This window comes from Chitinimonas lacunae, from assembly GCF_042650885.1.
Classification (GTDB): Bacteria; Pseudomonadota; Gammaproteobacteria; order Burkholderiales; family Chitinimonadaceae; genus Chitinimonas_A; species Chitinimonas_A lacunae.
Window position 1 is genome coordinate 86,023 of record NZ_JBHSBU010000002.1, and the last position, 25,145, is coordinate 111,167.

The window sequence follows — 25,145 nt, forward strand, 5'->3', positions numbered from 1 at the left end:
CGATATCGACAGAGGCTCCAGGCCAGTGCCGTTGCAGCTTAGATCACCACTAACGCCCGAACTGCGGAACGTTTTGCTACGTTTTAGGAACGTTCTACCGCACTGTCGGTCACAGAGCGGCCGGTCGATTCCAGCATGGCCTCGTAGAGCGCCAGTCGCTGGTTCAGGCGCCGCAGGTCATGTTCCATCCGGGTATTGGACATATCGACCAGCAGCAGCTTGACCGCAAAGATAGCCAGCGCCGCCACCGCCACCAGCATAGGCGGATAGGCCACACCGGTGCGTTGTGCCAACCAGTCAGATAATTGTGGAAATAGACCGAACAGCAGCGCTCCTGCCGCGATCAACAGCCAGAACAAGGCTCGACGGATCTGCAAATGATCGCGCCGGACCAGGAATACGATCACGGCGCAAAGTGTCACGCCTATCGCGGTCGATGTCAAAATCAAGGAGTTCACGCCAGTCATCTGGTGATTTGCTTATCGATCTTTACCTGCCGCAATCGACAGCGTGGCGGTTTGACCCCCCAGCGCGCGCAGCATAATAACACCGTCTCGATCATATAAAGGAAAATTGCCCACCAGGAGTGGAAGATCCGCGACCCTCCGGCGCTGCGGGCGCACATCGTCACCGGCACCTCATAAGCTTCAAGCCCGGCCTTGCGGGCCAGGATCAGGACGCCGATATCCTGATGGTCGAGCAAGGTCGCTTCCTCCCCGGCTACTACCTTCATCGCCGCCAGGTTGTAGGCGCGATAACCCGAAGTCAGGTCTTGCAGCGCCAAACCGCTGATGGTGCGGAAGAGTTTCCAGGCAAAGCGCCGCGCCGGACTGACCCGGTCCGGGTGCGAACCGATCACGATATCGGCCCGCGCCAGCCCGTCCAGCAATAGCGGTAAGAAGCGGCTGTCGTGCTGGCCATCGGCATCCATCGTCACCACGGCATCAAAACCACGGCCAAGTGCATAACGGATGCCGGTCTGCATGGCACCCCAGGCGCCTTGCGGCAATACCGGCGAAATCACCGCAGCGCCAGCTGCTGCCGCAATGGCAGCAGTGTCATCACGGCTCTGGTCATTGACCACCACGATGTCGCGCCATCCCTGCTGACGCAGCCGGCTTACCACCGTTCCAACCGTCGCTGCCTCATCACGCGCCGGAATCACGATCATCGGTCGGCTTGGCAACTGCCGCGGCGACTTGAACAGCTCGGCGTAGACCTGTTCCAGACCACGCACCACCTGGCCGATATCGAACAGCCCGGCCACACGGGCAGCAGCTGCCGCCGCCAGCTCAGCCCGCAACCGCGGGTCGCGCAACAGCCGAAGCGCTGCGGCCCAGGCCGCCGGCTGGTCGGGCGGCAGCGCCAGCGCCGCTGCACCGGCCACCCAGGCCGTGCCGGAGCCGGGAATCGCACTGACCAACAGCGGCCGGCGATACTGCATCGCCTCCATCAACACCACCCCAAACGCTTCTGTGCGTTCGATCGAGGGCAGACAGAACACATCACAGTCGGCCAGCAGGGCATTACGTCGGGCATCATCCAACCCGCCCATCAGCCGTACCCGCTTGCCAAGCCCCAGCTCCTCGATCAGCGCCTGGAGCGCTTCCCTTTCTTCGCCGTCGCCGACCACCAGCAGCTGGGCGTCTTCCACCGCGGCCAATACCCGGATCAGCGCCGCATGGCCCTTGTAATAGGTCAGCCGGCCCACCGTCAGCAGCCGCAATCCCGTGGTCGGCCAGCAACTGGCGGCCCAATCGGCCTCGTCAGGCCCGGGAGCGGGTAAACGGGCCCGATCGAACCCCAGCGGCACCACCCGGCACTTGTCTCGTTCGCGTGCAAGCGGCTCACTCGCTTCGAGATAAGCGGCCGATGTGGCGACGATGCGGTCAGCGCGCGCCAGCAGCCAGCGCTCGAATGGCCGGTACAGCAGATAAGCCCAGCGCAGCCCCGGGGCGATCTGCGATGCCACCACATCGGAGTGCCAATGGACCACCCAGGGCAGACGGCGGGCAGCCGGCAGCAGCAGCACCCAGAAGGCCGCTGGATTGGGCAGATGCAAATGCAACACTTCAGGTTGCTGCTCACGCAATGCCCGCAAGAGATAACGGGGAAAGTGAAAGCTGATCGGCGTAAACAGCAGGCGGCGCCAGACCGGGGCGCGGTAGAGCCAGACCGGGTCCGGCAACGCTTGATTCTGATGATTATGTACCAGCACCGACTGGGAGCCTTCTGGCGCTGCCGCCACCAGATCGGCCAGGAACTGCTCCATGCCCCCACAGAACGGCGGGTAGTATTTGCCGATATGCAGCACCTTGGGATAGGACAAACCGGCAGGCTCGATCGGCTGTACCTGCCCGGCAGGCGTGATGGATAAGGCTTCGGTACGGACCGGATCGGGGCAAATCGCAGGGGGCATGGTAGGGAGAAAAGGGAGAAACAGCGCCAGTATGGGCAATTACCAGGAAAAGAACAGGGCAACTGTTGCCACGAGGCAGCTTGACCCAGTCAACTTGCTCGCCCATAAAGATCAGGCCGCTAATTTTAAAAATTAGCGATACCGGTCAAAATGCAACAATCAGATCTGTCGTACTATATTTGCTTTGCATCCGGCCAGGCACTGCGACAAGATTGTCTTTCCGCCTGTAAATTCAGGCACCTGTTAGGCCTGACAGTTGTACCAACAGGCGAAATTAGTTGGAATAGCGGCCGTACTTCCGGCTCGCCAAAGTTGTAAATCTCCGGAAAGGAAGAGGAAATGCCCAGCATCAAGAACCCCCACAACGAAACGGACTGCGTTGAACTTGACGTAGAGCTGCTCGAACAAGTCGGTGGCGGCGGACCTCTGTTTATGGAGAACACCGCCTCAAAGTTTATCGAGGAAAAGTCCGACGCCCCGCCGATACCAACTCAAGGGTTCTAAAATCCGACCCCATTTAAATTGGGGCGAACATGGGATTGATCAAACAGCGCACTCCAGTCTTTACCGACGAGTGCGTTTTTTTATTATTCCAGCCTATAGCAGTCCATATTGCGCAGCCCGCATCGCGGCCTGATATTTGTTGGCCGCACCCAGCTTCTTCATCGCGTTCTGTAGATGAAAGTTGGCGGTGCGCTCGCTCATGCTCAGGATAATCGCCACTTCGCCAGCGGTCTTGCCTTCCACGGTCCATTGCAGGCATTCAAGCTCACGCCGGGTCAGGGAAGGGATAAGACGGTCCAGGTCGAAAATCCGATCGACCACCAATTGGGCAAACGAGGTAAACAGGCACAACTCGCCCACCTGATGCTGGACCACCCTCAGATCGTTATCAAGCGCCTTATCGCGCGACAGACCAACCAATACTCGCTTATGGGGCGTGGTCAGAATCGGCGTGGCGATGCCCGAATGAAAACCATGGGCACTGGCGGATTCCCACAGATCCATGGTATCGGTGGCCTGATAGAGTTCGGGCCCCCAAAGCACCGGGGTAGGCCTGGCCCTCAGAGACTTGAGTTTGGCGACAATCGGATCCCGTTTCAGATTTTCGGGATTGTTAGCGTCCCAGGTCTCGGGATAGTTATTCAGCGCAAATTGCTTGTGCTCGCCATTGACCTGGCCAACCGCGCATAAAATGGTGACGTAATCGAAACCTATCCGTTTGGCGAAGGCCACCATTTCCTTCCTCAAATCGTCCTCGGTCTGCACCTGTAGAACGTTCGAGAAGATATGATCCAGCGGGCTCATTCGACGATCCGATCGTTATTTCCTGAATAATCAACAGCGAATTATATCGCAGTCCCATCGTCACGACCGCTTGCCGTGGCGGCGAATCGGCTTCTGGCGCGGTATAGTATCGATAACTGGTATCGATTTTCCGCCAACCCACTACGCAAGGAGTCACCATGTCGACGCCGCGTTTTGCTTCCCTTTTGTTAGGCTTGGGTTTGGCGCTGCCAGCCCATGCAGCACAGCTGTTTACCCTGTCACAGCAGGGCTTCGCCAGTCGTGGGGAAGCCCTGTTGCGTTTGGATGGCCAAGCAGCGTTCAGCGCCAAATCGGGCGACCGGCTGGATTTCCAGTTACCCGACGGCAGTCGCCATCGCGCCGCACTGGACCGCATCGTCCACCATCCCAACGGAGACCGCAGTTGGGTCGGTCATCTCGTCGACCAGCCAACCTATTACCGCGTATTGCTGACCCAGGGCAGCCATGGCCTGAGTGGCCGCATCCTGACTCCTCGCGGCGAATATCTGATCGAACCGTCTCCGGGCAACCAATTTGCCGCTGACAGCGCCAACTTGATCGATGTGCGCAGTCGTGGCCTGACGCTGCAACACGGCGGCGATGATGGCCTGATCCACCCGCGCAGCGACAGCCCGGTTCCCGAAACACCTCCCGCTTCCAGCTTCAGCACCGCCCAGGCCCAGATCGATGTGCTGGTACTCTACCCGGCCGAGCTGGCCAGCCGTTATGGCAACCCCGAGACCGTCATCAACGGGCTTACCCTGGCAGCCAACCAGGCTTATATAGACAGTCAGGTCGGCATCACCTTGCGGGTGGTCAAGACCTTGCAGGTGTCGTATACCAAGCAGGTGGCGAGCTCCACCACGCTTGAAGAAATGACCTACGGCACCGACCCGGCCTTCAGTGATCTGAAGTCCTTGCGCCAGCAGTACGGCGCCGATCTGGTGACCTATGTCCAGCCCTTCAATCGCACTGCCATGGGCAACTGCGGGATTGCCTGGGTAGGTGGTGGCGGTGGCCACCCGATTTCACAATCGCGAGATTACGGTTATTCGGTGGTCGGCTATGGCCGCGATACCGGTGGCAGTAATTTCTTCTGCTCGCAGTACACCTATGCCCATGAGCTGGGCCATAACATGGGATCGAGCCACGACCGTGCCAACAGCAGCACTCAAGGGGCCTATCCCTATTCCTATGGTCATGGCATCGCCGGTCAGTTTGGCACCGTGATGAGCTATATCTCGCCGGTCGTGGGCTATTTCTCCAACCCTCACGTCACCTGCCCCGGCAGCTCGCCTTGCGGCGTGGACGAAAACGCCAGCAACAGCGCCAACAATGCCTTGTCGCTCAATAACACCAAGGCCGCAGTCGCGGCCTATATGGCGGAAGTCGCCGTACCAAACGACTCCGACCGGGTGTTCAATTGGGCCCAGGCGACCTATTCCAGTGTGCTCTACCCAGCCAACAGCAACTCCCTCACGGGCGCCGGCTACTATTACCGCCACTACAGCGGCAGCAACACCTATCTGGGCACCCAGAACAACCGAGTCTATTTCCTCGACGGCAATACCGGTCAGCTATCCGATATGGGCGACCTTAGCCATTACCTGACCCAGGCGATCAACGCCGGCTATTGACCTTTGTGCGATCACGACGCGATACCGTCAGGTTATCGCGTCGTTTTCTGTCATCTAATAAAATTTTAAGAAAAACCTTCGCTAGGTGCAGACGCATTCAAACAGAAAATTATATATTTTCTGCCTTTGCTAGTGAATTCCCCCCGTTCTCAACCGCGCTGGTCCACCCTGAGCGTCTGGGCCAGCTCGTGTTCCCATTCACTGGTGTATTCGCAGCCGTGGTAGTCCCTGAAATAAGGTCCACCAAGGGTGTAATGCACCAGCGCCGCATCGGGCATCGGCTCGTGGTAGCCGACCAGATGATTCCAGCGCTGCGGCAGCTCGCCGATCAAGCCTTCGTCTTCGAGCCATTTAAACTGGTGCAGCTCCAGTCCGCTGGCGCTGTTCACGTATTCGGGCGTCAGTGTCTGGCAACGGGCGCAGTTGAACAGCATCACGCTTGACCAGTTCTTCTTCTGATATTTGCTTTGCGGCTGATTGAGGAATTTGGTGGTTTCGCGCGCGTTATGCTCGTGTTTGACACACATCACCGCATAGCGATCGTCGCGCAGTGCCCATAGTTTGGCGATATCGTCGAGTACGATCATGTCGCAGTCGGTAAAGATCGCCCAGCCCTGATAGTCGCATAGATAGGGGGTGAGAAAGCGGCTGAAGGAGAAATCGGTCGATTGCAGGGGATCGCGCGGACGAGTGAAGACATCCTGCAACTGAGACAGCATCAGGGGCGTGATGCTGACCGGCTGGGAGGCGTGACGGTGGATGCTGTGCGACAGCACGCTGAACGAGACCGCCTCGCGCGCATCGTAGCCGATAAAGACTCGGATCATAGAATAAGCCTTTTGGAGAAGTTGCCTGGAGATCGTTGCGAATCGACCCTTATCTTAACAAAGCGGGCCGAAACAAGGCTTGATCGAAGTCACATCAATGGCCTGAGGCCATATAGAAAAAAGCCACCGGTTGCCCGATGGCTTTTCATGGCATTGCTGAGCGCACACCCCGGTTGCCCGAGGTGGCGATGCAATCCGCTTACTGGACCGTGTACACCACTTTGTAGTTGGCGTTGTCGATCATGTGCTTGAACGGATCGCCCAGCGGGGCCAGGCCCAGACCGTAGCCGAACAGGAGCTGAGCGCCCTTGAACGGAGTCAGGTCGAGCGGGGTCGTGATGAAGTTCACGGTGTGCTCGCTCAGGTTGCCGGTGTAGTAGGCCGGAGCAGCAACGGACGGGTTGTACAGTTCCAGCGAACCGGAGCTGTTCAGGAAGAACACCGAACCGTTGAAGATCACAGCAGCGTACACGGCGCCCGGCTTGCCTTGATGCATGCCCGAGGCAACCACCTTACCGATCAGCGTAGCCTTGGTCTGATCAGCAACCGGCGTCACTTCGAAGATCGGAGTGGTGTCGTTGAGGATCGAACCAAACTTCAGCGTCTGCTTGTAAGCCTTGGCGCCCGTGGAGGAAGCCGGCTTGGAATCAGCAGTGCTGGTCAGGGCTTCATCGGTGCCACCGATGATGATGTTGGCATCGCCATGGACGGCGGAGCTGGTAGCCTTGACGCGCAGGCCAGAGACCTTGATGGTCAGCGGGCCGTTGGCGGCAGCGGTGGACCAGCCGGCGCCCAGTTCGATGCGGTAGTCGCGATCGCTGTTGCCGAAGTGGGTGGTGGCCGGAGCGGTGATCAGGCTGGAGGTGGTGACTTCGGTACCAGCGCTGTTGTACACCTTGACGGTCGGGGCGGTGGTCTTGTCGAACACCACGCCGGTCGGCAGTTGGATGGCCAGGTTGTCAACGGTACCGCTGGTATCCAGAGCACCCTTGGCGGTTTCGGCGATCACGATTTCCGGCATGGCGACAGCCGGGCCGTTGATGATCACGTTCACGGCAGTGCCAGTCACCGACGAGGTGGTAGCAGCCTTGATCTCAGCAACCTTGACGGTGTTGCTCGGCAGTTCGTTGCCGCTGACGGTCATCATCAGATCACCGGCGGTGGCATTGCTCAGGTCCAGCGTCACCTTGTTGGAGGTGTTGCCAACCGTGAAGTAGCCGAGGCTCAGGGTCTTGGTGTCGGAGGTCTGGGTGCTGGCGTTCACCGAAGCGGTGGCCGACGACACGGAGATCGAAGCCGGGGTCGGGACGTTGCCTTCGCTGTCGCTACCGAAAGCCAGGGTCGAGGAGGCCTTGAACAGGGCACCCTTGTCGAGGCTGACGGTGAACAGGATGCCGGGCTTGATCGATTGCGGGGACTTCTCGTTCAGCTGAACGAAGTTGTCCAGGGTGACACCGGTGCGGCCAGCGAAGATCGCTTGCGGCGTGGTGACGTCCTTGTTGTCCTTGTCGACCAGCTTGGCGGTCACACCAGCTTCGATGGTAGTGGCCAGCGAAACTTGGCTGTTGATCGAGGCCAGCGAACCGGTACTCTTGACCGACAGCTTGATGGTGCTAGAACCAGCAACGGCGGAGGTATCCAGAGCGGCGTAGTTCGATACCACTTCGATACGCGAAGCCGAATGGAAGGCTGCGCTGGTCGAGGTGTCGCCCAGGGTCAGCACGATCTTGCCGGTGCCAACGCCTTCGATCTTGGTGATCGAGACGCCGGATACGGACAGCCAGCCAGCGCTACCTTGGGTAGTGCCGCTCAGCGTGGTGCTCAGGCCCGGGAACCACTTAGCACCGCTGTCGAGTTCGAGCTCGAGGGTACCGGTGGACAGACCCGTGTAAGCAGCACCGGTCACGCCAGTCACTTCCACGCCAGCTTGCGCTTGGGCGCTGCTGGACTTGGCGGTCACGGACGGAACGGTGGTGGCGCCCTTGACGGCGGTCTTGTCGGTGGTCAGCTTGGCCAGGGTCAGCGAGCCGCCGGTGATACCGGTGGTGTTGCTGCCGCTGAAGCCGTCAACCAGCGTCACGGACACGTCGCCGGCCGAGGTGCTGCTCAGCGGAGCCAGGCTGGCGAAGTGGATGCTCAGGGTTTCTTCCAGGTTGGAAGACGGAGCAACGGCCAGCAGGATCGAACGGGTCTTGTTGGTGGCGTCGTAGTACAGACGGCCGATGGTACCGGCGGACGACTGAACCAGCGTGTCAACGAAGGCGGTGTTCAGGGTGGTAGCACCCAGGCTGAACACCTTGGCGCCGTTGGTGGTGTCGGACACGAACACGTCCGAACCGCTGCGGAGCAGCGGAGCATAGGTGGTAGCACCGACATCGCCCAGCTTGCCGATGGAGTTGGCGCCGGAGAAGGTAGCACCACCTTCACTGTAGCCAGCAGCGCCGCCTTCGATGCGGGCGTTGTTCAGCTTGATGGTGATGTAGCCAGCGGTCGACAGGTTCGAGCCGCCCAGGGTGTTAGCCTGTTCCTTCAGATAGAAGGAGGCCGGAACGAAACCGGAGCTGTCAGCACTAACAGTGGCAGCCGATTGACCGGTTCCGAGAGCATTGGTAGACGCAGCGAAGCCATTCGCCATCGCGACGGCGCCGCCAATCAGCGACAGCGCGGACACGACGCTCGTAGCGATCGCTTTGTGCTTGAATTGTTGACTCATTAGGTTTTCTCCACTTGAGGGTTGGTTAAAGCTGCGCTCCCACACCCTGCGATTTGAAGTGTTGGAAGCGGATTGCTCGGTCACCACGCATCCGTCGTCCCGTACGCGTCTGCCGTGACGTCGGGCCGATAAGGCAGTGTTGCCGCGGTACGGATGCCTACCGCGTCATGCACGAATTACTATCATAGTGCACCGCCAGCGCGAGATGACTTTCCCGCCGCATCCCGGAATCTAACATCCCCCGCCAGATGACGTCAAACCAGCCTAGTGCAAAGTGATTATTTGCCCACAGGATCTGGTATCACACTGCAAACCAATCCTGCCAACTATCAAATAGTTAAATGACATAAAGCCCGGGCAGGCCCTCGCGCACACCTGTACTAAATAGACCCGGAAACGTCACTTAGCAAATTCTTCACTGAAAGCAGAGGGGTGTTTTTGCAAAGAACAACCATGCTGCGCGCTTTGCCAGCGCAGCAGGCTTGCGCTATGGTTCAGCCCCGCAGCCGGCTTGCCTGTTCGCATCCAGCCGGATCAGCCTAGAGGATCATCATGCAAGCCATTCCTTCTTCAAGCCGGCAGCGATTATTCGCTCTCGGCCTGCTGGTATTATTGGTCGGCCTGGCCTATTCCAATTCATTTGGCGTACCGTTTTATTTCGATGACTATGGCTCCATCATCGGCAATCCGGCCGTTCAACAGGGATTGAATTGGCAAGCCCTTTGGGAATTTTCACCAGAACGAATTATCCCCTACGCCTCGCTGGCATTGAATTATTCGCTCAATGGTTTGGACCCGGGCGGCTACCATCTATTTAACCTTTTAATTCATATTATTAGCTCGGTCCTGGTCTATTTCCTGACGCTGCGGCTTACGGCCGGCCAGGACGACGAACAGGCCGCGCACTGGATCGCCCTCACCACGGCACTGCTGTTTGCCCTGCATCCGCTACAGACCCAGGCCGTCACCTATATCGTGCAACGGGCAGCCCTGCTTGCCGGTCTGTTCTATCTGCTGGCGATGCTGGCCTACCTACAGGCGCGGCAGCGCCGGCAGCCCTGGTGGCTGCTGGTCTGCGCCACCGCGACGGCAGCGGCGCTGCTGTCGAAGCAGAACGCCGCCACCTTGCCGCTTGCCCTGCTGCTGCTCGAGCTGACCGTGCTGCCGGCCGGCCGCTACAACCGCAAGGTCGCGGCCGGCCTGCTGCTGCTGGCAGCGCTGGCCACCGTCTTTGCACTCTACAGCCCCGAAATTGCCGAGCGGCTGCGCGAAACCCGCGATATCTCCCGGCTTGACTATTTCCGCAGTCAGGCACTGGCACTGTTCATATATATCGGCAAGTTCTTTTTCCCAACTGGACTGAGATTGGAATACGGCATACAGCCAATCACGAGCTTCAATGCCATAGTAATTTTCTGTTTGCTTGCCCATATTGCGGCGATCGTTCTGGCGATTGTGCTGCGCAAAATCGTGCCATTGCTGAGCTTTGCCCTGCTGTTCTACTACCTGAGCCATGCGGTGGAATCGAGCATATTTCCGATCCGCGATCTGGTTTTCGAACATCGCAGCTATTTGCCTAATTGGGGACTGGCGCTGGCGGTGGCACTGCTGGGCTGGCGCTTCCTTGCCCGCCACCTGTCGCCACGCGGCCAGACCTGGCTGCTGCTGGTGCCGGCGCTGGTGCTAGGTGGTATGACTTTCGTGCGCAACGCCCAGTGGCGCGACCCGTTCAGCTTCTATCAGAAGAACGCCGAGCTGGCACCGCAGGCCGGCCGGGTGTGGCTGGCGCTCAGTGAGGAATACATCAAGCGCGGCGACACCGAAAAAGCACTGCGGCTACTGAACAACGCCCTCAAGGTCGAACAGGGCGGCGCAGTCACCCTATCGCTCGATACCGCCAACCAGCTGGCCCGTATCTTTATCATGCTGGGCGAGCTCGGTCAGGCGCTGAGTGTGCTCGACCAGTCGCTGGCCTCGTCACAGCCTGATTTTCCGCTGGCGCTCAGGGTCGATATGCTCGGTAACCGCGCCATCATCAAGACCCGGCTGGGCGAGCTGGATGCCGCCATCCAGGACTGGCAGGCACTGCTTTATCTCAATCCGCGTCATGTACAGGGTCTCAGCAGTCTGGCGGCGCTCGAAGCCGCCCGCGGCCAGCATCAGGCAGCGGCCGAACATTATCGGCGCGCCCTGGCGCTTGACCCTGACTACCAGCCGGCGCGCCAGGGGCTGACTGCCCTGACGCCGCATCTGCCGCGCTAGCCCGGACTTGGCCGGCAGCGAAGGTGTTATGATGGCGCCGCCTCGCGCTGCCGGCCCTGCCGGATTGCCCCGCACCCGTTCTGGCCAAGGCCGGCCAAGGCCCGCGCCCAGATCCGTCTCACCGTTTCATGGATCGCTATGTCCCATTCCGCCGCTCAGATGACCGTCGCCCAGGCCCTACAGATCGCCCTGCAATCGCATCAGCAGGGTCGCTGGCAGGAAGCCGCCAATCTCTACCAGCGCGTATTGGACGCCGACCCCAATAACGTCAATGCCCTGCATCTGCTCGGGCTATTGATCTATCAGGCCGAGCGCAACTATCCGCTGGCCGAACAGTTTATCCGGCGAGCGCTGGCGCTCCATCCGACCTGGCCCGAGGCATTGAACAATCTGGGCAGCGTGCTGCGCGACAGCGGCCGGCTGGTCGAGGCGCTGGAATACTTCCAGCAGGCCCGCACGCTCAAGCCCGACTACGCCGAAGCTGCCTTCAATACCGGTCTGTGCCAACAGCAGCTCGGCCAGCACCGTGAAGCGGTGGAATCGCTGCGCCAGGCGCTGGCGCTGCAACCGAACCGCCTGCAACTGCGCCTGCTGCTGTGCCAGTCCAACCGGATGCTTGGCCGTCATGGCGATGTGCGTGCCCATGCCAAGACCATTCCGCCCACCGCCGCCGAATACCCGCAAGCCCAGGTCGAGCTGGGACTCAGCCTGTTGGTGGAAAACGGCCCGACTGCCGCGCGCGATCATTTCGCCCGGCTGATCGAGCGCTTCCCCAAATTTGGTCCGGCCAGATTGCAGTACGCCTATGTCCGCACCCTGTGCGGCGAAACCAGCCAGGGAATTGCCGAACTGGAAACCCTGGTCGCCGAGGACCCGAGCCTGATCGACGGCTGGCTCCAGCTTGGCAACAGCCGTCTGGCCAGCGGCCAGGCCGAAGCGGCCGTCGCTGCCTTTGACCGTGCCCTGGCGCTTGCCCCCAATCTGATCGAGGCAGCACTGCCGCGCACCCAGGCCCTGCTCAATCTGGGCCGCAAGGAAGAGGCGCTGCTGCAACTGCAACGTTATTTCGGCGCCAAGCCCGACGACACGGGCGCCCTGCGTGCCGCCATCGACCTTCTGACCGAGCGGCGCGCCTGGAACGAAGCGGCCGACTACTGCCGCCGTCTGCACGAGCTTGAGCCAAGCGGCGTCAATATCCGGATTTCGCTGGCCAAGCTGCTCAACGAAGCTCACCGCTACCAGGAAAGCATCGCGGTACTGCGTGCCCTGCTGACAGAGCTGCCCGAACAAGTCGAAGCCCTCAATCTGCTGGCCGTGGCGCTTGGCGAAACCGACCAGATCGACGAAGCGATCACGCTGTGTCAGCGCGCCATCGAAATCGAACCGAGCGACGGTGCCGCCTATTCCAATCTGGGCAATCTCTACCGGCGCATCGACCGCCAGAGCGAAGCCGAGGCCTCCTATCGGCGCGGGCTCGAACTCAATCCCGCCTGGCCCGAAGGACTCAACAACCTGGCCAACTCGCTGAAGGACCAGGGCCGTTATCGTGAGGCGCTGGCGACCTATCGCCAGGCGCTCGAACTGTCGCCCGACTTTGCCGGCTGCTGGTCCAATCTGGGCAATCTCTACAGCAAGCTCGGCCGCCACCATGAGGCGCTCGAAGCCTTCGAATCGGGCGTAGCAGCCAGCCCCCTGCTGGCCGAGACCCATGTCAACGCCGCCCTGGTGCAACTGTCGCTGGGCCATTTCGAAGCTGGCTGGCGCAATTTCGAGTGGCGTTTCCGTGGCCGCGAGCGGCGCGACTATCCGATGCCGCCCTGCCCGGCCCGGCCTGAGGTCCGTCTGCCGTCCGAACTGATGCCGATCGACTGGCGCGACCGCCGGGTGGTCCTGCTCAAGGACCAGGGTCTGGGCGACGAGCTGTTCTTCCTGCGCTTTGCCCAGGTAGCCCGGGCGCGCGGCGCTTATCTTATGTATGTGCCGGACGAGCGGGTACAGCCGCTGATCGAGCATCTGCCCCTGATCGAGCGCTTCTGTCGTGACGGGGAAGATGTGGACCGGGTCGACTACGTGTTTGCCATCGCCGACCTGCCGATGCTGCTCGAAGCCGATCAGGTCGAGGACATCCCGCCCTCGCTGCCCTTACAGATCAAGCCCGCCGCGGCCGAAGCCGTGGCTGCCCGATTCAGCGAACTGGGCCTTGGCCAGAGGCCGCTGCTGGGCGTCACCTGGCGCGGCGGCAGCGAAGTCAAGCGCAATGGTGCCCTGAGCAAACAGATCGATGCCGGCCGGATTGCCGCGCTGCTGCGCGATCTGCCGGTCGATATCGCCATCTTGCAGCGCAATCCGAGCGCCGCGGAATTGGCCAGCTTCGAGGCCGAGCTGGGCCGGCCGGTATTCGATCTGAGCGCGCTCAATGCCGATCTGGAACAGATGCTGGCGCTGCTGGCCCGGCTTGATGACTATGTCGGCGTCTCCAATACCAATATGCATCTGGCCCTGGGCATCGGTAAGACCGCTCGGGTGCTGGTCCCCAATCCAGCCGATTACCGCTGGATGGCCGAGGGCGACAGTTCGCCCTGGTTCCCGGGCTTCTCGGTCTACCGTGAACAGCCACCCGAGGAAGACCGTCCCGATGCCGATCCGTGGCAGACGGCACTCGAGCGGCTGCGTAGCGACCTGACCGCGGCCTTTTTGCGCTGAACCACCTTTCCACCTTCAAAGCGTTGCGCGCATGAATATCGCCTTTTTCAGCTTTGCCGATATCGAGGCCGTCGACGGCCGACTGACTTCCGACGTCGCCTCGGCCCGCTATCGGGTTATCCAGCCCGCCCTGCAACTGATGCGCCAGGGCCATTCGGTCAAGCTCAGGAAACAGCCGGTCCAGCCTGAACAGGACGGCATCGATGTGGCGGTGATCTCGAAGAGCTTCGATGGCCGCAACGAGTCGGGGGTGGCCGCGCTCAAGGCCCGTGGCGTGCGAGTGGTGTTCGATGTCAGCGACAACCATTTCGTCCATCCTCAACTGGGCCCGCACTACCAGGCGCTGGCGGAAATGGCCGATGCCATCGTGGTGCCGACCACGGCCATGGCACAGGCGGTACGCCAGCATTGCCGGCGCGAAGCGGTGGTGATCAGCGACCCGGTCGAAGGCGACCGGGCCGAGCCGTGCTTTCGCCCGAGCTTTCCACAACTGGAGCTGCTGTGGTTCGGTCACCCGACCAATCTCGACTCGCTCGACGCCAGCCTCAACGACCTACGGCAACTGGCACAGCGGCTGCCGCTGCGGCTGACCATCGTCACCAGCCCCACCGGCGAGCTGTCGAAGGCGATCGGCCAGCTCAACAGCCAGCCCGGCAATTTCCGCTGCCGTCTGCTGCCCTGGAGTACCGAATCGATGGCCGAGCATCTGGCCGCCGCCGATCTGGTCGTGCTGCCCACGCTCGACGACCCGGCCAAGGCGGTCAAGAGCCCGAACCGGCTGATCGAGGCGCTCTGGGCCGGCCGGGCCGTCGTCACCCAGCCGCAGCCCGCCCATCAGGAATTCGCCGAATTCGTCTTTATCGCCCCCACGCTGTCAGCCGGTATCGAACAAGCGCTGGCGGCGCGCGAGCAGGTCGAGTCGCGCATTCTGGCCGGGCAGCGTCATATCGCCCGCCATTATTCGCCCTATCGGATCGGCCGCGACTGGCTCTCGCTGCTGGCGCCGGCCCAAACGAGGCCGCTGCGGCTCAATCTGGGCTGCGGCGACAAGATTCTGCCAGGCTATGTCAATGTCGATGTGGTGGCCAGTCGCGCCGGACAGCGGCCCGACCTGCTGTGCGATCTGCACAGCCTGCATCCGTTTGACGACGACAGTGTGGACGAGATCCTGTCGGTCCATGTGGTCGAGCATTTCTGGCGCTGGGAAGTGCTCGATATCCTCAAGGAATGGGTACGGGTGCTCAAACCGGGCGCACCGTTGATTCTCGAATGCCCCAATCTGATCGCCGCCTGCCAGCGTCTGCTCGAGGATCCGGTCGAGCGCTCTGCCACCGACCGGCGCGGGCAGGAGACCATGTGGGTGTTCTACGGCGACCCCAACTGGCAAGACCCGTATATGGTGCACCGCTGGGCCTATACCCCGGCCAGTCTCGCCGCCTTGATGCAGGAAGCGGGGCTGAGCAATATCAGCCAGCAGCCCGCCCAGTTCAAATTGCGCGAGCCACGCGACATGCGCGTGGTTGGCTATAAACCGGCAAACCAATAATTTTCATAAACCGAAATAAACCGCCCATTACCTTGCAGTTTATTTACTGTTTATTTTAAAAATCGACCAGACCCCGCCCATGAGCCACCCGAGTACGCCCGCCACGGTTTCGCTGCAACAGGCTTTTGCCATCGCCCTGAAGCACCATCAGGCCGGCCAGCTCAATGAGGCCGAACATCTCTACCGCCAGATTCTGCAAGCCGCACCGCAGCACGCCGATGCCCGCCATCTGCTGGGCGTGATCGCCTACCAGGCCGGCCAGCCGCGTGCGGCGGTCGAGCTGATCCGCCAGGCGCTGGCGATTGCACCCGATACCCCTGATTACTACGTCAATCTGGGCGAAGCGCTGCGCAGCAGCGGCGATGCCGAAGCGGCACTCGATGCCTACCGCTCGGCGCTCCATCATCAGCCCGAGCATGTCGGGGCCTGGTGCAATCTGGGCATTGCCCTGCTCGCGCTGGGCCGTCACCGCGAGTCGATCGAAGCAAGCGCCCAGGCGCTCGAATTGCGGCCGGACCATCTGAACGCCCGCGCCAATCTGGCGGCGGCCTTGCAGCAAAGCGGCCATTACCGCGACGCGGTGCGCCACTACCGTGCCGCCTTGCAGCAGGCGCCCGACCACTTGATGTTGCGGCTCAATCTGGCCCATTCGCTGCTCGCGGCCGAAGACTATGCAGCAGCGCTCGCGGCCTACGGCGAACTCGTCGGTCAGGTCGAGCCGCCCTCGGTGCTGGATGAAGGCCGGGCCCAGGCGCTGGCAGGGCTTGGCCGCCATGGCGAGCAGCTATCGTGGCAGGCCAGTCTTACGCCCGCGCAGCGGACTTCCCCCATCATGCGGCTATGCTGGGCCAAGGCGCGCTTTGGTCTGGGCGAGCGTGAAGAAGCGCTGCGCCAGTTGCGCGAACTGCTGCGCGAGGCACCAGGGCTGGCGCAGCTCCACCAGACCGCCGGTCAATGGTGCGCAAGTCTCGCCGCCGAGCTCGAACCGCCGCCGGCCGACCATGGCCGCGCCAGTGGCCGGGCGCCGTCGATCTCGGTCGTGATCTGTAGCATCACCCCAAGCAAGCTTGCCGCCGTCAGCCAGCAATTTGCCGAGCATTTTTCCCATCTCGATTACGAACTGATCGCCATCGACGATGCCACTTCGCTGGCCGAAGGCTACCAGCGAGGCTGGCGGCGCAGTCACGGCGACATCGTGATCTTCAGCCATGACGATATCGAGCTGATCGGCCCGGGCTTTGCCGACCGTCTGCTGGCCCATCTGGAGCGGCACGATCTGGTCGGGGTCGCCGGCAGCAGCCGCCTGATCGATGCCAGCTGGCGGGCCAGCGGCTTTCCCTATCTCCATGGTCTGGTCGGTCATCGTCTGCCGGACGAGGACGGCATCGTGACCTGCCTCTATGGCGTCAGCGACGTCGCCACCGCCGCCGAAGCGCTCGACGGGGTGTTTCTGGCGGCCCGGCGCCATGTGTTCGACCGGGTCGATTTCGACCCAGTCACCTTCGACGGTTTTCATGGCTACGACGTCGACTTCAGCTTTGCTGCGCGCCTCGCTGGTTGCCGGGTGGCGGTGGCGGCCGATCTGCCGCTGATCCACCATTCGGCCGGCCGTTACACCGAAGACTGGCAGCGTTATGCCGAGCGTTTCCGCGCCAAATATGCCGCCGAACTCAGCGCCCGCCGCGAAGGGGTGACGCCCAACGACTTTCTGGTCAAACCGCGGCTCGACAGCGCCGAATCGCTGGCACGGCTGTCGGGCTGGCTGCGCCATCTGTATCACCGTGGTCTGACTGAACCAAGCCGTGACGGCTATGGCTTATGGCTGGCCTGTCACCAGGACCATTCCGCCACCACGCTGGCCGCCCAGACCGTAACGGCGGCGGGCTGGAGCCGCCGGCCACGCTTTCTGCTGGCCTTGCTGGTCCGCGACGAGTCGGCCACGGCACTTGCGCGCAGCATCGATAGCCTGCAACGCCAGTCCTACCGCGACTGGACCTTGCTGCTGGCGCACGATCCGGCCCTCGAGACTGGCCCGGCCCCCGGTGACAGCCGGCTGCGCTGGCTGCCATGGGACCAGCTAGACGCCGCCCTGGCCCAGACCGACGCCGACTGGTTCAGCCAGCTCGACAACGGCGATGCGCTGGCGCCCGATGCACTGTTTCAATTGGCCCAGGCGCTACAGACCCGGCCCGAGACGGCCTTTATCTATACCGACCAGGACCGGCTCGACCGCGACGGCCAGCGCAGCGAGCCGTATTGCAAGCCCGAGTGGGATCTCGACCTGTTCGTCGGCAACCGGCTGCCGCCCCGGCTGGCGGCGCTGCCGCTTGCGGCGGCCCGCACGCTCGGTGGCGCGGCCGACTGGTTCGACCTGTGCCTGCGCCATGTCGAGACCCTGCCCACTGGCCGTATCCACCATCTGCCGCAACTGCTCTACCATGCAAGCGCGCATGAAACGGTAGCACCGCTTGCGGCGGTCACGGACCATCTGGTGCGCGAAGGCGCCGGGGCTGTCGCCGAAGCGATCGCCGAGGCACCCGGTGCCGTGCGGGTACGCTATCCGCTGCCGCAGCGGCCGCCCTTGGTCAGCATTCTGATTCCGACGCGCAACCGGCTCGAACTGCTGCGCAGCTGCATCGACAGTCTGCGTATCACGCGCTATCCGTATTACGAAGTGCTGGTGATCGATAACGGCAGCGATGATCCGGCCTGCCTCGACTATCTGGCACAACTGGCGCGGCGACCCAATTTCCGGGTGCTGCGTGACGAGTCGCCGTTCAATTTCTCGGCCCTCAACAACCAGGCAGCCCGGGCGGCGCGCGGTGAAGTGCTGTGTCTGCTCAATAACGATATCGAGGCGATCTCGCCCGACTGGCTGGCCGAAATGGTGAGTCAGGCGCTGCGGCCCGGGGTGGGTGCTGTCGGTGCCCGCCTATGGTTCGATAACGACACCCTCGAACATGCCGGGGTGATCCTGGTGGGCGGCGTCGCGGGCCATGCCCATCGTCATCTGCCGCGCGGCCATGCCGGTCATGGCGGCCGGGCATTGGCGTTGCAGCGCTTCTCAGCCGTGACGGCGGCCTGTCTGGTGGTGCGGCGTGATCGCTATGAAGAGGTGGGCGGCCTTGACGAAGGCCTCGCCGTTGCCTTCAACGATGTCGATTTCTGTCTCAAGCTCGACCGCGCCGGCTATCGCAATCTGTGGACCCCCCACGCCGAGCTGTACCACCACGAGTCGCTCAGCCGTGGCTATGAGGACAACCCAGAAAAGCGCGCCCGCTTTGACGCCGAAATCGCCCAGATGCAGGCTCGCTGGGGCGAAACGCTGCTCAGCGACCCGGCCTACAACCCCAATCTGACCTTTGTGCGCGAAGATTTCGGCCTGGCCTGGCCGCCGCGCCACCCGGCTGCATGACCCCGCAACAGGCCCTGCGCCTGGGGCTGGGGCACCACCAGAGCGGGCGGCTCGCTGAAGCCGAAGCGGTCTACCGCCAGTTGCTCGAACAGGTGCCGGGCTACGCCGACGCCTGGCATCTGCTTGGGGTGACACGCCTACAGCAAGGCGACGCGGCAGGCGCCGTGACGCTGATCGAGCGGGCACTGCATCACCAGCCCGACACCGCTGACTACTACGCCAATCTGGCCGAAGCCCATCGCCAGGCAGGCAGTGCCCAGGCTGCCGTCGGCGCAGCCGAACACGCCCTGCGGCTGACTCCGCGTCATGCGGCCGCGCGAAATGCGCTGGGGCTGGCGCGGCTCGATGAAGGCGATGCCCAGGCAGCGGCGCAAGCGCTCCGGACCTTGCTTGCCGACGAGCCCCGCCATCTGCATGGCCGGGTCAATCTGCTCACGGTCCTGCGCCGGCTCGGCCACGACGAAGAAGCCATCACCGTCTGCCAGGAAGGATTGCAGCTTTATCCAGCCAACCCGACCCTGGCTCAGCAACTGGGTGATCTGCTGCTCGACCAGCATCGCCCGGCCGCAGCGCTTGCCGCTTACCAGGAAGGCGCCAAAGCCGGCTGGAATGCCGCACTGCTCAAAGGCGCCGCGCTGGCCCAGGCCCAGCTTGGCCGACCCGACCAGGCCGAGCCGTATTACCGCACACTGTTCCAGCACTGGCCCGACGACGCCGATGGCTGGAATAACTGGGCGGCTCTGCTGATCGAGCGCGGAGAGGACCAGGCGGCTGACGAGGCATTGGCACGGGTACTGAGACTTTCCCCGAACCATCCCGGCGCCCTCGCCAATGCTGCCATGCGTGCAATTGCCGAGCAGCGCCACATCGAGGCCGAAGCGTTGCTGACGCGGCTGCTCACTTGCGCCCCGGCTCACGCCGAAGCCTGGAATCATCTGGGTCGGCTGCGCATCGGCCAGGGCCGGGTCGAGGAGGCGCTCGACGCCTGGAGCCGTGCGATGGCCGTCGATCCACGGCACGACCAGGCCCATAGCAATCTCCTGTTCGGCCGCCATTATCTGGCCGGCCCCGATGCCGCCGAACTCGGCCATGCCCATCGGCAATGGGCACAGCGCCACGGCGAATCGGCCCAGCGCCCCGTTCCCGCGCCGCGCAGCGATGGCCGCTTACGGATCGGCTATCTGTCGCCCGATCTACGGCGCCATCCGGTCGGTTTTCTGCTCGCCGGTGTGCTGCCTGGCCACGACCGCAGCCGTTTTCGGCTGCACGCCTATGCCGATCTGGCCCGGCCCGACCCGCTCAGTCTTGCGCTGCACGGCCAGTTCGAAGGCTGGACCACGATCACCGGCTGGTCGGACGCCCAGGTTGCCGAGCAATTGCGTGCCGATGGAGTCGATATCCTGATCGATCTGGCGGGCCACACCGCCGGTCAGCGCCTGGGGGTTCTTGCGCTGCGGCCCGCTCCGATGCAGGTCAGCTGGCTGGGTTATGTGAACACGACTGGACTTCGCAGCGTCGACTATCTGCTGACCGACCGCCGCTCCTCGCCGCCCGATCTGGCGCAGGGCCTGAGCGAGACGCCGCTCTACCTGCCCGATTGCCGCTTTTGCTACAGCCCGCCTGACTATGCTCCGCTGCCCGCCCGCTCCGAGCGCGCCGACGGTGTGGTGTTCGGCTGCTTCAACAACTACGCCAAGCTCGATACGCCGGTGTTCACGCTATGGGCCGAACTGCTACGCCGTCAGCCCGGCGCGCGCTTGCTGCTCAAAAGCCGCGAATACGACGATCCGACCGTAGCCGAACACTGCCATCGACGCTGGCTGGCAGCAGGCGGCGATCCGCACCGTCTGGCGCTGCGCGGCTACAGCCTCCATGCCGATGCGCTGGCCCAGTACGCCGACATCGATATTGCGCTCGACCCTTTTCCTTTTACGGGCGGCATCACCACCCTGGAAGCGTTATGGATGGGCGTGCCGGTGGTGAGCCTGGCCGGCGATCGCATCGCGTCGCGACAAGGCGCAGCGCTGCTCGGCACGGCTGGATTGACTGAGTGGGTGGCTGACGATACGGACACTTATCTGGCCATTGCCGAGTCGCTGGCCGCCGACACAGCCGGACGCCGACACTGGCGCCAGACACTGCGGCCACGGCTTGCCGCCTCGCCGCTCTGTCAGGCGGCCCGCTTCAGCGCCGCACTCGAAGCCACCCTGCTCGATGGCTGGCGCCGGCTGGGTTTCACTGCGCCCGGCGCTTTTGCCGACGTATAATCGCGCCCCGGCGCCCGGCGCGCCTTGGTTTCCGTCTTTGATCCGGTAGTCGCCATGAACCCCACCGTTCCCAAGCACAGCAAGATCGTCATTACCGGCGCAGCCGGCCTGGTCGGTCAGAATCTGATTCTATTGATGCGAGAAGCCGGCTATACCGGCCTGGTCGCGCTCGACAAGCACGGCGCCAATCTCGAAGTGCTGCGCCGGCTCAATCCCGGCGTGCGGGTCGTGGAGGCCGATCTGGCCCAGGCCGGCGCCTGGGAGCAGGAATTCGCCGGCGCCGCCATGGTTCTGCAACTGCATGCCCAGATCACCGGTCTTGGCAACGAACCATTCCGCCGCAACAACATCGATGCCACCTGCCTGGTGCTCGATGTCATCAAGCGCCATCAAGTGCCTTTTCTGGTGCACATCAGCTCCTCCGTGGTCAATTCGGTCGCTGACGACGACTACACCAATACCAAGAAAGCCCAGGAACAACTGGTGCGCGACAGCGGCATCCCCCACTGCGTGCTGCGGCCGACCCTGATGTTCGGCTGGTTCGACCCCAAGCATCTGGGCTGGCTGTCGCGCTTCATGGAGCGGGTGCCGGCCTTCCCGATTCCAGGCCATGGCCGCTATATGCGCCAGCCGCTGTATAACCGCGACTTCTGCCGGGTGATCCTGCACTGCGTCGAGCATCAGCCCAAGGGCGCCACCTACGATATCGTCGGCCACGAGCGGGTCGACTACGTTGATATTATTCACAGCATCAAGCGCGCCAAGGGTCTCAAGACCCCCATCGTCCACCTGCCCTACACGGTGTTCTACTACCTGCTGAAGCTCTACGCGATGTTCAGCAAGACGCCGCCCTTCACCGCCGACCAGCTCAAGGCACTGACCGCTGGCGACGATTTCAGCGGGGTCGATATCGAGCGGGAATTCGGTATCCGGCCCACACCGTTCAGCGAGGCCATCCGCGAGACCTTTACCGACTCGCGCTACGCCCACATTGCGCTGGAGCGCTGATTTCCAGCCAAAAATAAAATTTTGCGCAAATTGACTGCAAGACAACTTAATACATGAAAACAAAAACAATATTTATCTGCCACCACCCATTTAACCGAGACCGGACACTTCCTCCGGTCTTTTTTCTGCCTGAGAACTCCTTCATTACCCAGCATTAATCCGGCTTCCTTGGCTGGTTTATCTTGGACATTCAATAAATGTATTTCATAAAAATTTATTTATTAAATAACACCAGCCATCTACCTTGCCGCGTATTGTCCTGATCTTTATATCAAAGTCACTGTCACCATCCCGTCAATTGGACGGACCCGTCGATTGGGGGAAACAAGCTATGCCGATGGCACACGGGACTGCTACCATGCGCGGTTTAATTAATTCTCCGCCCGGCCTCGCGCCCAGCTGAAATCCGTCCCGTATGAGTCAGTCACAACGCATCGCCGTGATCGGCGCCGGCCCGATGGGCCTGATGGTCGCTCTGGAGCTGGTCCGCCGTGGCCACCAGGCCGATATCTTCGAGCACGACGACCGGATCGGCGGCATGTCGGCCTCGTTCGATTTCGACGGCCTGCCGCTTGAGCGCTACTACCACTTCATCTGCAAGACCGACTACCCGCTGTTCGAGCTGCTGCGCGAACTGGGGCTCGGCGACCGGCTCAAGTGGGTCGATACCCGGATGGGCTACTACTTCGACGGCAAGCTCCATCCCTGGGGCACGCCGCAAGCCTTGCTGCGCTTTCCCGGGCTCGACCTGATCAGCAAGCTGCGCTATGCCGCGCTGGTGATGAAGACCAAGAATATCGACGACTGGCGTGCGCTCGATCAGGTCAATGTGATCGACTGGCTCAAGCAGGGCATGGGCGAGAAGGCTTATCAGGTGCTGTGGAAGAGTCTGTTCGAGCTTAAATTCCACGAATACACCAACCAGATCTCGGCCGCCTGGCTCGGCACCCGGATCAAGCGGATCGGCCTGTCGCGCCGCAGCCTGTTCCAGGAACAGCTTGGCTATCTGCAAGGCGGCTCGGCGGTGTTGCTCGAGGCGATGGAGAAGGAAATCCGCGCGCGCGGCGGTCAGATCTTTCTGCGGGCGCCGGTGCAGCAGGTACTGGCCGACAACGGTCGCACCAGCGGCGTGATGGTCAACGGTGAGCGGCATGAGTACGACCAGGTGGTGTCTACCGTGCCGATTCAATATATCCCGCGCCTGGTGCCCGATCTGCCGGCCGACTTCCGTGCCCGGATCGACGCGATCAAGAATATCGCCGTGGCCTGTGTGGTCCTGAAACTGAAGCAGCCGATCACCGGCAACTTCTGGGTCAATATCAACGACCGCTCGATCGAGATCCCCGGCGTGATCGAGTACAGCAACCTCAACCCGCTCGGTTGCAGCGTGCTGTATGCGCCGTTCTATATGCCGCAGACCCACCCCAAGTACCGGCAGGACGATGCCGTGCTGATCGACGAGGTGATGGGCTATCTGGGCAAGCTCAACCCCGACTTCCGCCCCGACTGGGTATTGGCGCGTCACTGTTCGCGCTATGAATTCGCCCAGACCGTCTGCCCGCCCGGCTTCTTCGATATGCTGCCGCCGATGCGCACCCCGCTCGACGGGCTGTGGATGGCCGATACCGCCTATTACTACCCCGAAGACCGCTCGATCTGCGAAAGCGTCAAGATCGGCCGCCAGCTCGCCGAGGCGGTGCATGCGGCGGCTTAAACGCGAATATCTGTCGCCGACCTTTGTCCGTTTCCTGTTCGCCGGCGGTATCGCCGCCGGCGTCAATATCGGCTCGCGGGTCGGCTACAGTCTGTGGCTGCCCTACCCGGTGGCCATCACGCTGGCCTATCTGACCGGAATGGCCACCGCCTTTATGCTCAACCGGCGCTTTGTGTTCGCGCCGGGCGAACAGCCGCTGTCGCGCCAGTTGCTGTGGTTTGTGCTGGTCAATCTGGCCGGTGTGGCGCAGACCCTGTTGATCAGCCTGTTATTGGCGCGCTGGCTGCTGCCGGCGCTCGGGGTGATCCGGCATGCCGAGATCCTGGCTCATCTGGTCGGGGTGCTGGTGCCGGTCTTTACTAGCTTTCTTGGCCATAAGTATCTGTCGTTCCGCCAAGCGGAGCGGCGCCCGCTTTCTAGCCGACAACCATGAAGCCCTATCTCAAACTGATAAGACCACACCAGTGGATCAAGAACGGTTTCGTGCTGATCGGTCCGCTGTTTGCCCACCGGCTCGACGCCCTGACCTTGCAATCGGCCTTTCTGGCGTTTCTGGCCTTCTGCGCCAGCGCGAGCTGTGTCTATGTATTCAACGACCTGCTCGATGTAGAGGCTGACCGGCAGCATCCGACCAAATGCAAACGACCGATTGCCGCCGGCCTGATTCAGCCGGCCCGCGCCTGGGCGCTGACATTGCTGCTTGCCGCCACCGCAGCCTTGTTGGCACTGGTGGCCGGGCCGTGGGTGCTGGCGCTGGTGGTGTGCTACTGGCTGATCAATATCGCCTATTCGCTGCGCTATAAGCATGTCGCCATCCTCGACGTGTTCATGATCGCCAGCGGCTTTATGTTGCGCATTCTGGCCGGCACCCTGGGGCTCGGGCTTGGCGTGTCGAACTGGCTGCTGCTGTGCGGGATGATGGTCACCCTGTTCCTCGGCTTTGCCAAACGGCGGGCCGAGCTGCTGCTGCTCGATGGCCAGCGCCACGACCGCAATGCGGTGCGGCGCGTGCTCGAAGACTACAGCGCGCCCTTGCTCGACCATTGCATCAGCGTCTGCGCCGCCGGCACCATCGTCAGCTACAGCCTGTTCACCATGAGTGCCGATACGGTGCGCATCCACGGCACCGACAAGCTGATCTATACGGTGCCGTTCATCATCTACGGCATCTTCCGTTACCTCTATCTGCTCCATGGCCATGGCCGTGGCAACGATACGGCAAGCGACCTGTTGCAGGATCGCCATCTGATCATGACCGTGGGCTGCTGGCTCGGACTGTCGGTATGGCTGATCTATTGAGTAAACGCACCATATTCGTCTACCCGA

At 62.2% G+C, this 25,145-nt stretch carries 16 protein-coding genes; 11 read left to right on the forward strand and 5 right to left on the reverse strand.

Features of this window, described 5'->3' with window-relative positions; all coding sequences use genetic code 11:
- Positions 1 to 83: 83 nt before the first annotated feature.
- Both ACFOW7_RS20805 and ACFOW7_RS20810 read right to left on the reverse strand, forming a co-directional pair.
- Positions 84 to 458, reverse strand: a complete 375-nt coding sequence (locus ACFOW7_RS20805; RefSeq protein WP_378168289.1) for a DUF2304 domain-containing protein — start codon at positions 456 to 458, stop codon at positions 84 to 86.
- A 5-nt stretch (positions 459 to 463) separates the two neighbouring features.
- Positions 464 to 2,419, reverse strand: coding sequence for a glycosyltransferase (locus tag ACFOW7_RS20810; RefSeq protein ID WP_378168291.1), 1,956 nt, complete (start codon positions 2,417 to 2,419; stop codon positions 464 to 466).
- A 339-nt stretch (positions 2,420 to 2,758) separates the two neighbouring features.
- Between ACFOW7_RS20810 and ACFOW7_RS20815 the strand changes: the two genes are divergently transcribed.
- Positions 2,759 to 2,923, forward strand: a complete 165-nt coding sequence (locus tag ACFOW7_RS20815) for a hypothetical protein (RefSeq protein WP_378168293.1) — start codon at positions 2,759 to 2,761, stop codon at positions 2,921 to 2,923.
- Positions 2,924 to 3,016: 93 nt separating this feature from the next.
- On the opposite strand, the gene ACFOW7_RS20820 is transcribed toward ACFOW7_RS20815, so the two are convergent.
- Positions 3,017 to 3,727, reverse strand: a complete 711-nt coding sequence (locus tag ACFOW7_RS20820; protein WP_378168295.1) for a LuxR C-terminal-related transcriptional regulator — start codon at positions 3,725 to 3,727, stop codon at positions 3,017 to 3,019.
- A gap of 158 nt (positions 3,728 to 3,885) precedes the next feature.
- Between ACFOW7_RS20820 and ACFOW7_RS20825 the strand changes: the two genes are divergently transcribed.
- The gene (locus tag ACFOW7_RS20825) at positions 3,886 to 5,364 is read left to right on the forward strand and encodes a reprolysin-like metallopeptidase (protein WP_378168297.1); all 1,479 of its coding nucleotides are present in this window, start codon (positions 3,886 to 3,888) and stop codon (positions 5,362 to 5,364) included.
- A gap of 149 nt (positions 5,365 to 5,513) precedes the next feature.
- Here ACFOW7_RS20825 and ACFOW7_RS20830 read toward each other — a convergent pair whose 3' ends face one another.
- On the reverse strand, positions 5,514 to 6,191 hold the full coding sequence (locus ACFOW7_RS20830; RefSeq protein WP_378168299.1) for a glycosyltransferase: 678 nt from the start codon (positions 6,189 to 6,191) through the stop codon (positions 5,514 to 5,516).
- A 199-nt stretch (positions 6,192 to 6,390) separates the two neighbouring features.
- Positions 6,391 to 8,904 (reverse strand): hypothetical protein, encoded by a 2,514-nt coding sequence (locus tag ACFOW7_RS20835; RefSeq protein ID WP_378168301.1) that lies wholly within the window; start codon positions 8,902 to 8,904, stop codon positions 6,391 to 6,393.
- A gap of 552 nt (positions 8,905 to 9,456) precedes the next feature.
- Here ACFOW7_RS20835 and ACFOW7_RS20840 point away from each other — a divergent pair.
- From ACFOW7_RS20840 to ACFOW7_RS20880, 9 genes are all read left to right on the forward strand, one after another.
- Positions 9,457 to 11,166, forward strand: a complete 1,710-nt coding sequence (locus ACFOW7_RS20840) for a tetratricopeptide repeat protein (protein WP_378168303.1) — start codon at positions 9,457 to 9,459, stop codon at positions 11,164 to 11,166.
- A gap of 138 nt (positions 11,167 to 11,304) precedes the next feature.
- Positions 11,305 to 13,869, forward strand: coding sequence for a tetratricopeptide repeat protein (locus tag ACFOW7_RS20845; protein WP_378168305.1), 2,565 nt, complete (start codon positions 11,305 to 11,307; stop codon positions 13,867 to 13,869).
- Between the two features lie 31 nt (positions 13,870 to 13,900).
- Positions 13,901 to 15,415, forward strand: a complete 1,515-nt coding sequence (locus ACFOW7_RS20850; protein ID WP_378168307.1) for a methyltransferase domain-containing protein — start codon at positions 13,901 to 13,903, stop codon at positions 15,413 to 15,415.
- Positions 15,416 to 15,494: 79 nt separating this feature from the next.
- Complete coding sequence (locus tag ACFOW7_RS20855) at positions 15,495 to 18,830, forward strand: glycosyltransferase (protein ID WP_378168309.1); 3,336 nt, start codon at positions 15,495 to 15,497, stop codon at positions 18,828 to 18,830.
- Entirely contained in the window at positions 18,827 to 21,097 is a 2,271-nt protein-coding gene (locus ACFOW7_RS20860) for an O-linked N-acetylglucosamine transferase family protein (RefSeq protein WP_378168312.1), read from the forward strand. The genes ACFOW7_RS20855 and ACFOW7_RS20860 overlap by 4 nt, the downstream gene beginning before the upstream one ends.
- A 54-nt stretch (positions 21,098 to 21,151) precedes the next feature.
- Positions 21,152 to 22,105, forward strand: a complete 954-nt coding sequence (locus ACFOW7_RS20865) for an NAD-dependent epimerase/dehydratase family protein (RefSeq protein WP_378168314.1) — start codon at positions 21,152 to 21,154, stop codon at positions 22,103 to 22,105.
- Between the two features lie 415 nt (positions 22,106 to 22,520).
- A complete protein-coding gene (locus ACFOW7_RS20870; protein WP_378168316.1) occupies positions 22,521 to 23,819 on the forward strand; it encodes an NAD(P)/FAD-dependent oxidoreductase in 1,299 nt (432 codons plus the stop codon).
- Positions 23,806 to 24,252, forward strand: a complete 447-nt coding sequence (locus tag ACFOW7_RS20875) for a GtrA family protein (RefSeq protein ID WP_378168318.1) — start codon at positions 23,806 to 23,808, stop codon at positions 24,250 to 24,252. The genes ACFOW7_RS20870 and ACFOW7_RS20875 overlap by 14 nt, the downstream gene beginning before the upstream one ends.
- Complete coding sequence (locus tag ACFOW7_RS20880; protein WP_378168320.1) at positions 24,249 to 25,118, forward strand: decaprenyl-phosphate phosphoribosyltransferase; 870 nt, start codon at positions 24,249 to 24,251, stop codon at positions 25,116 to 25,118. Before ACFOW7_RS20875 ends, ACFOW7_RS20880 begins: the two co-directional genes overlap by 4 nt.
- The last annotated feature ends 27 nt before the right edge of the window (positions 25,119 to 25,145 follow it).

Coding starts and splice junctions, on each gene's coding strand:
- ACFOW7_RS20810 (WP_378168291.1), bottom strand. CDS start 2,419: ATGCCCCCTGCGATTTGCCCCGATCCGGTCCGTACCGAAGCCTTATCC.
- ACFOW7_RS20815 (WP_378168293.1), top strand. CDS start 2,759: ATGCCCAGCATCAAGAACCCCCACAACGAAACGGACTGCGTTGAACTT.
- ACFOW7_RS20820 (WP_378168295.1), bottom strand. CDS start 3,727: ATGAGCCCGCTGGATCATATCTTCTCGAACGTTCTACAGGTGCAGACC.
- ACFOW7_RS20825 (WP_378168297.1), top strand. CDS start 3,886: ATGTCGACGCCGCGTTTTGCTTCCCTTTTGTTAGGCTTGGGTTTGGCG.
- ACFOW7_RS20830 (WP_378168299.1), bottom strand. CDS start 6,191: ATGATCCGAGTCTTTATCGGCTACGATGCGCGCGAGGCGGTCTCGTTC.
- ACFOW7_RS20835 (WP_378168301.1), bottom strand. CDS start 8,904: ATGAGTCAACAATTCAAGCACAAAGCGATCGCTACGAGCGTCGTGTCC.
- ACFOW7_RS20840 (WP_378168303.1), top strand. CDS start 9,457: ATGCAAGCCATTCCTTCTTCAAGCCGGCAGCGATTATTCGCTCTCGGC.
- ACFOW7_RS20845 (WP_378168305.1), top strand. CDS start 11,305: ATGTCCCATTCCGCCGCTCAGATGACCGTCGCCCAGGCCCTACAGATC.
- ACFOW7_RS20850 (WP_378168307.1), top strand. CDS start 13,901: ATGAATATCGCCTTTTTCAGCTTTGCCGATATCGAGGCCGTCGACGGC.
- ACFOW7_RS20855 (WP_378168309.1), top strand. CDS start 15,495: ATGAGCCACCCGAGTACGCCCGCCACGGTTTCGCTGCAACAGGCTTTT.
- ACFOW7_RS20860 (WP_378168312.1), top strand. CDS start 18,827: ATGACCCCGCAACAGGCCCTGCGCCTGGGGCTGGGGCACCACCAGAGC.
- ACFOW7_RS20865 (WP_378168314.1), top strand. CDS start 21,152: ATGAACCCCACCGTTCCCAAGCACAGCAAGATCGTCATTACCGGCGCA.
- ACFOW7_RS20870 (WP_378168316.1), top strand. CDS start 22,521: ATGAGTCAGTCACAACGCATCGCCGTGATCGGCGCCGGCCCGATGGGC.
- ACFOW7_RS20875 (WP_378168318.1), top strand. CDS start 23,806: ATGCGGCGGCTTAAACGCGAATATCTGTCGCCGACCTTTGTCCGTTTC.
- ACFOW7_RS20880 (WP_378168320.1), top strand. CDS start 24,249: ATGAAGCCCTATCTCAAACTGATAAGACCACACCAGTGGATCAAGAAC.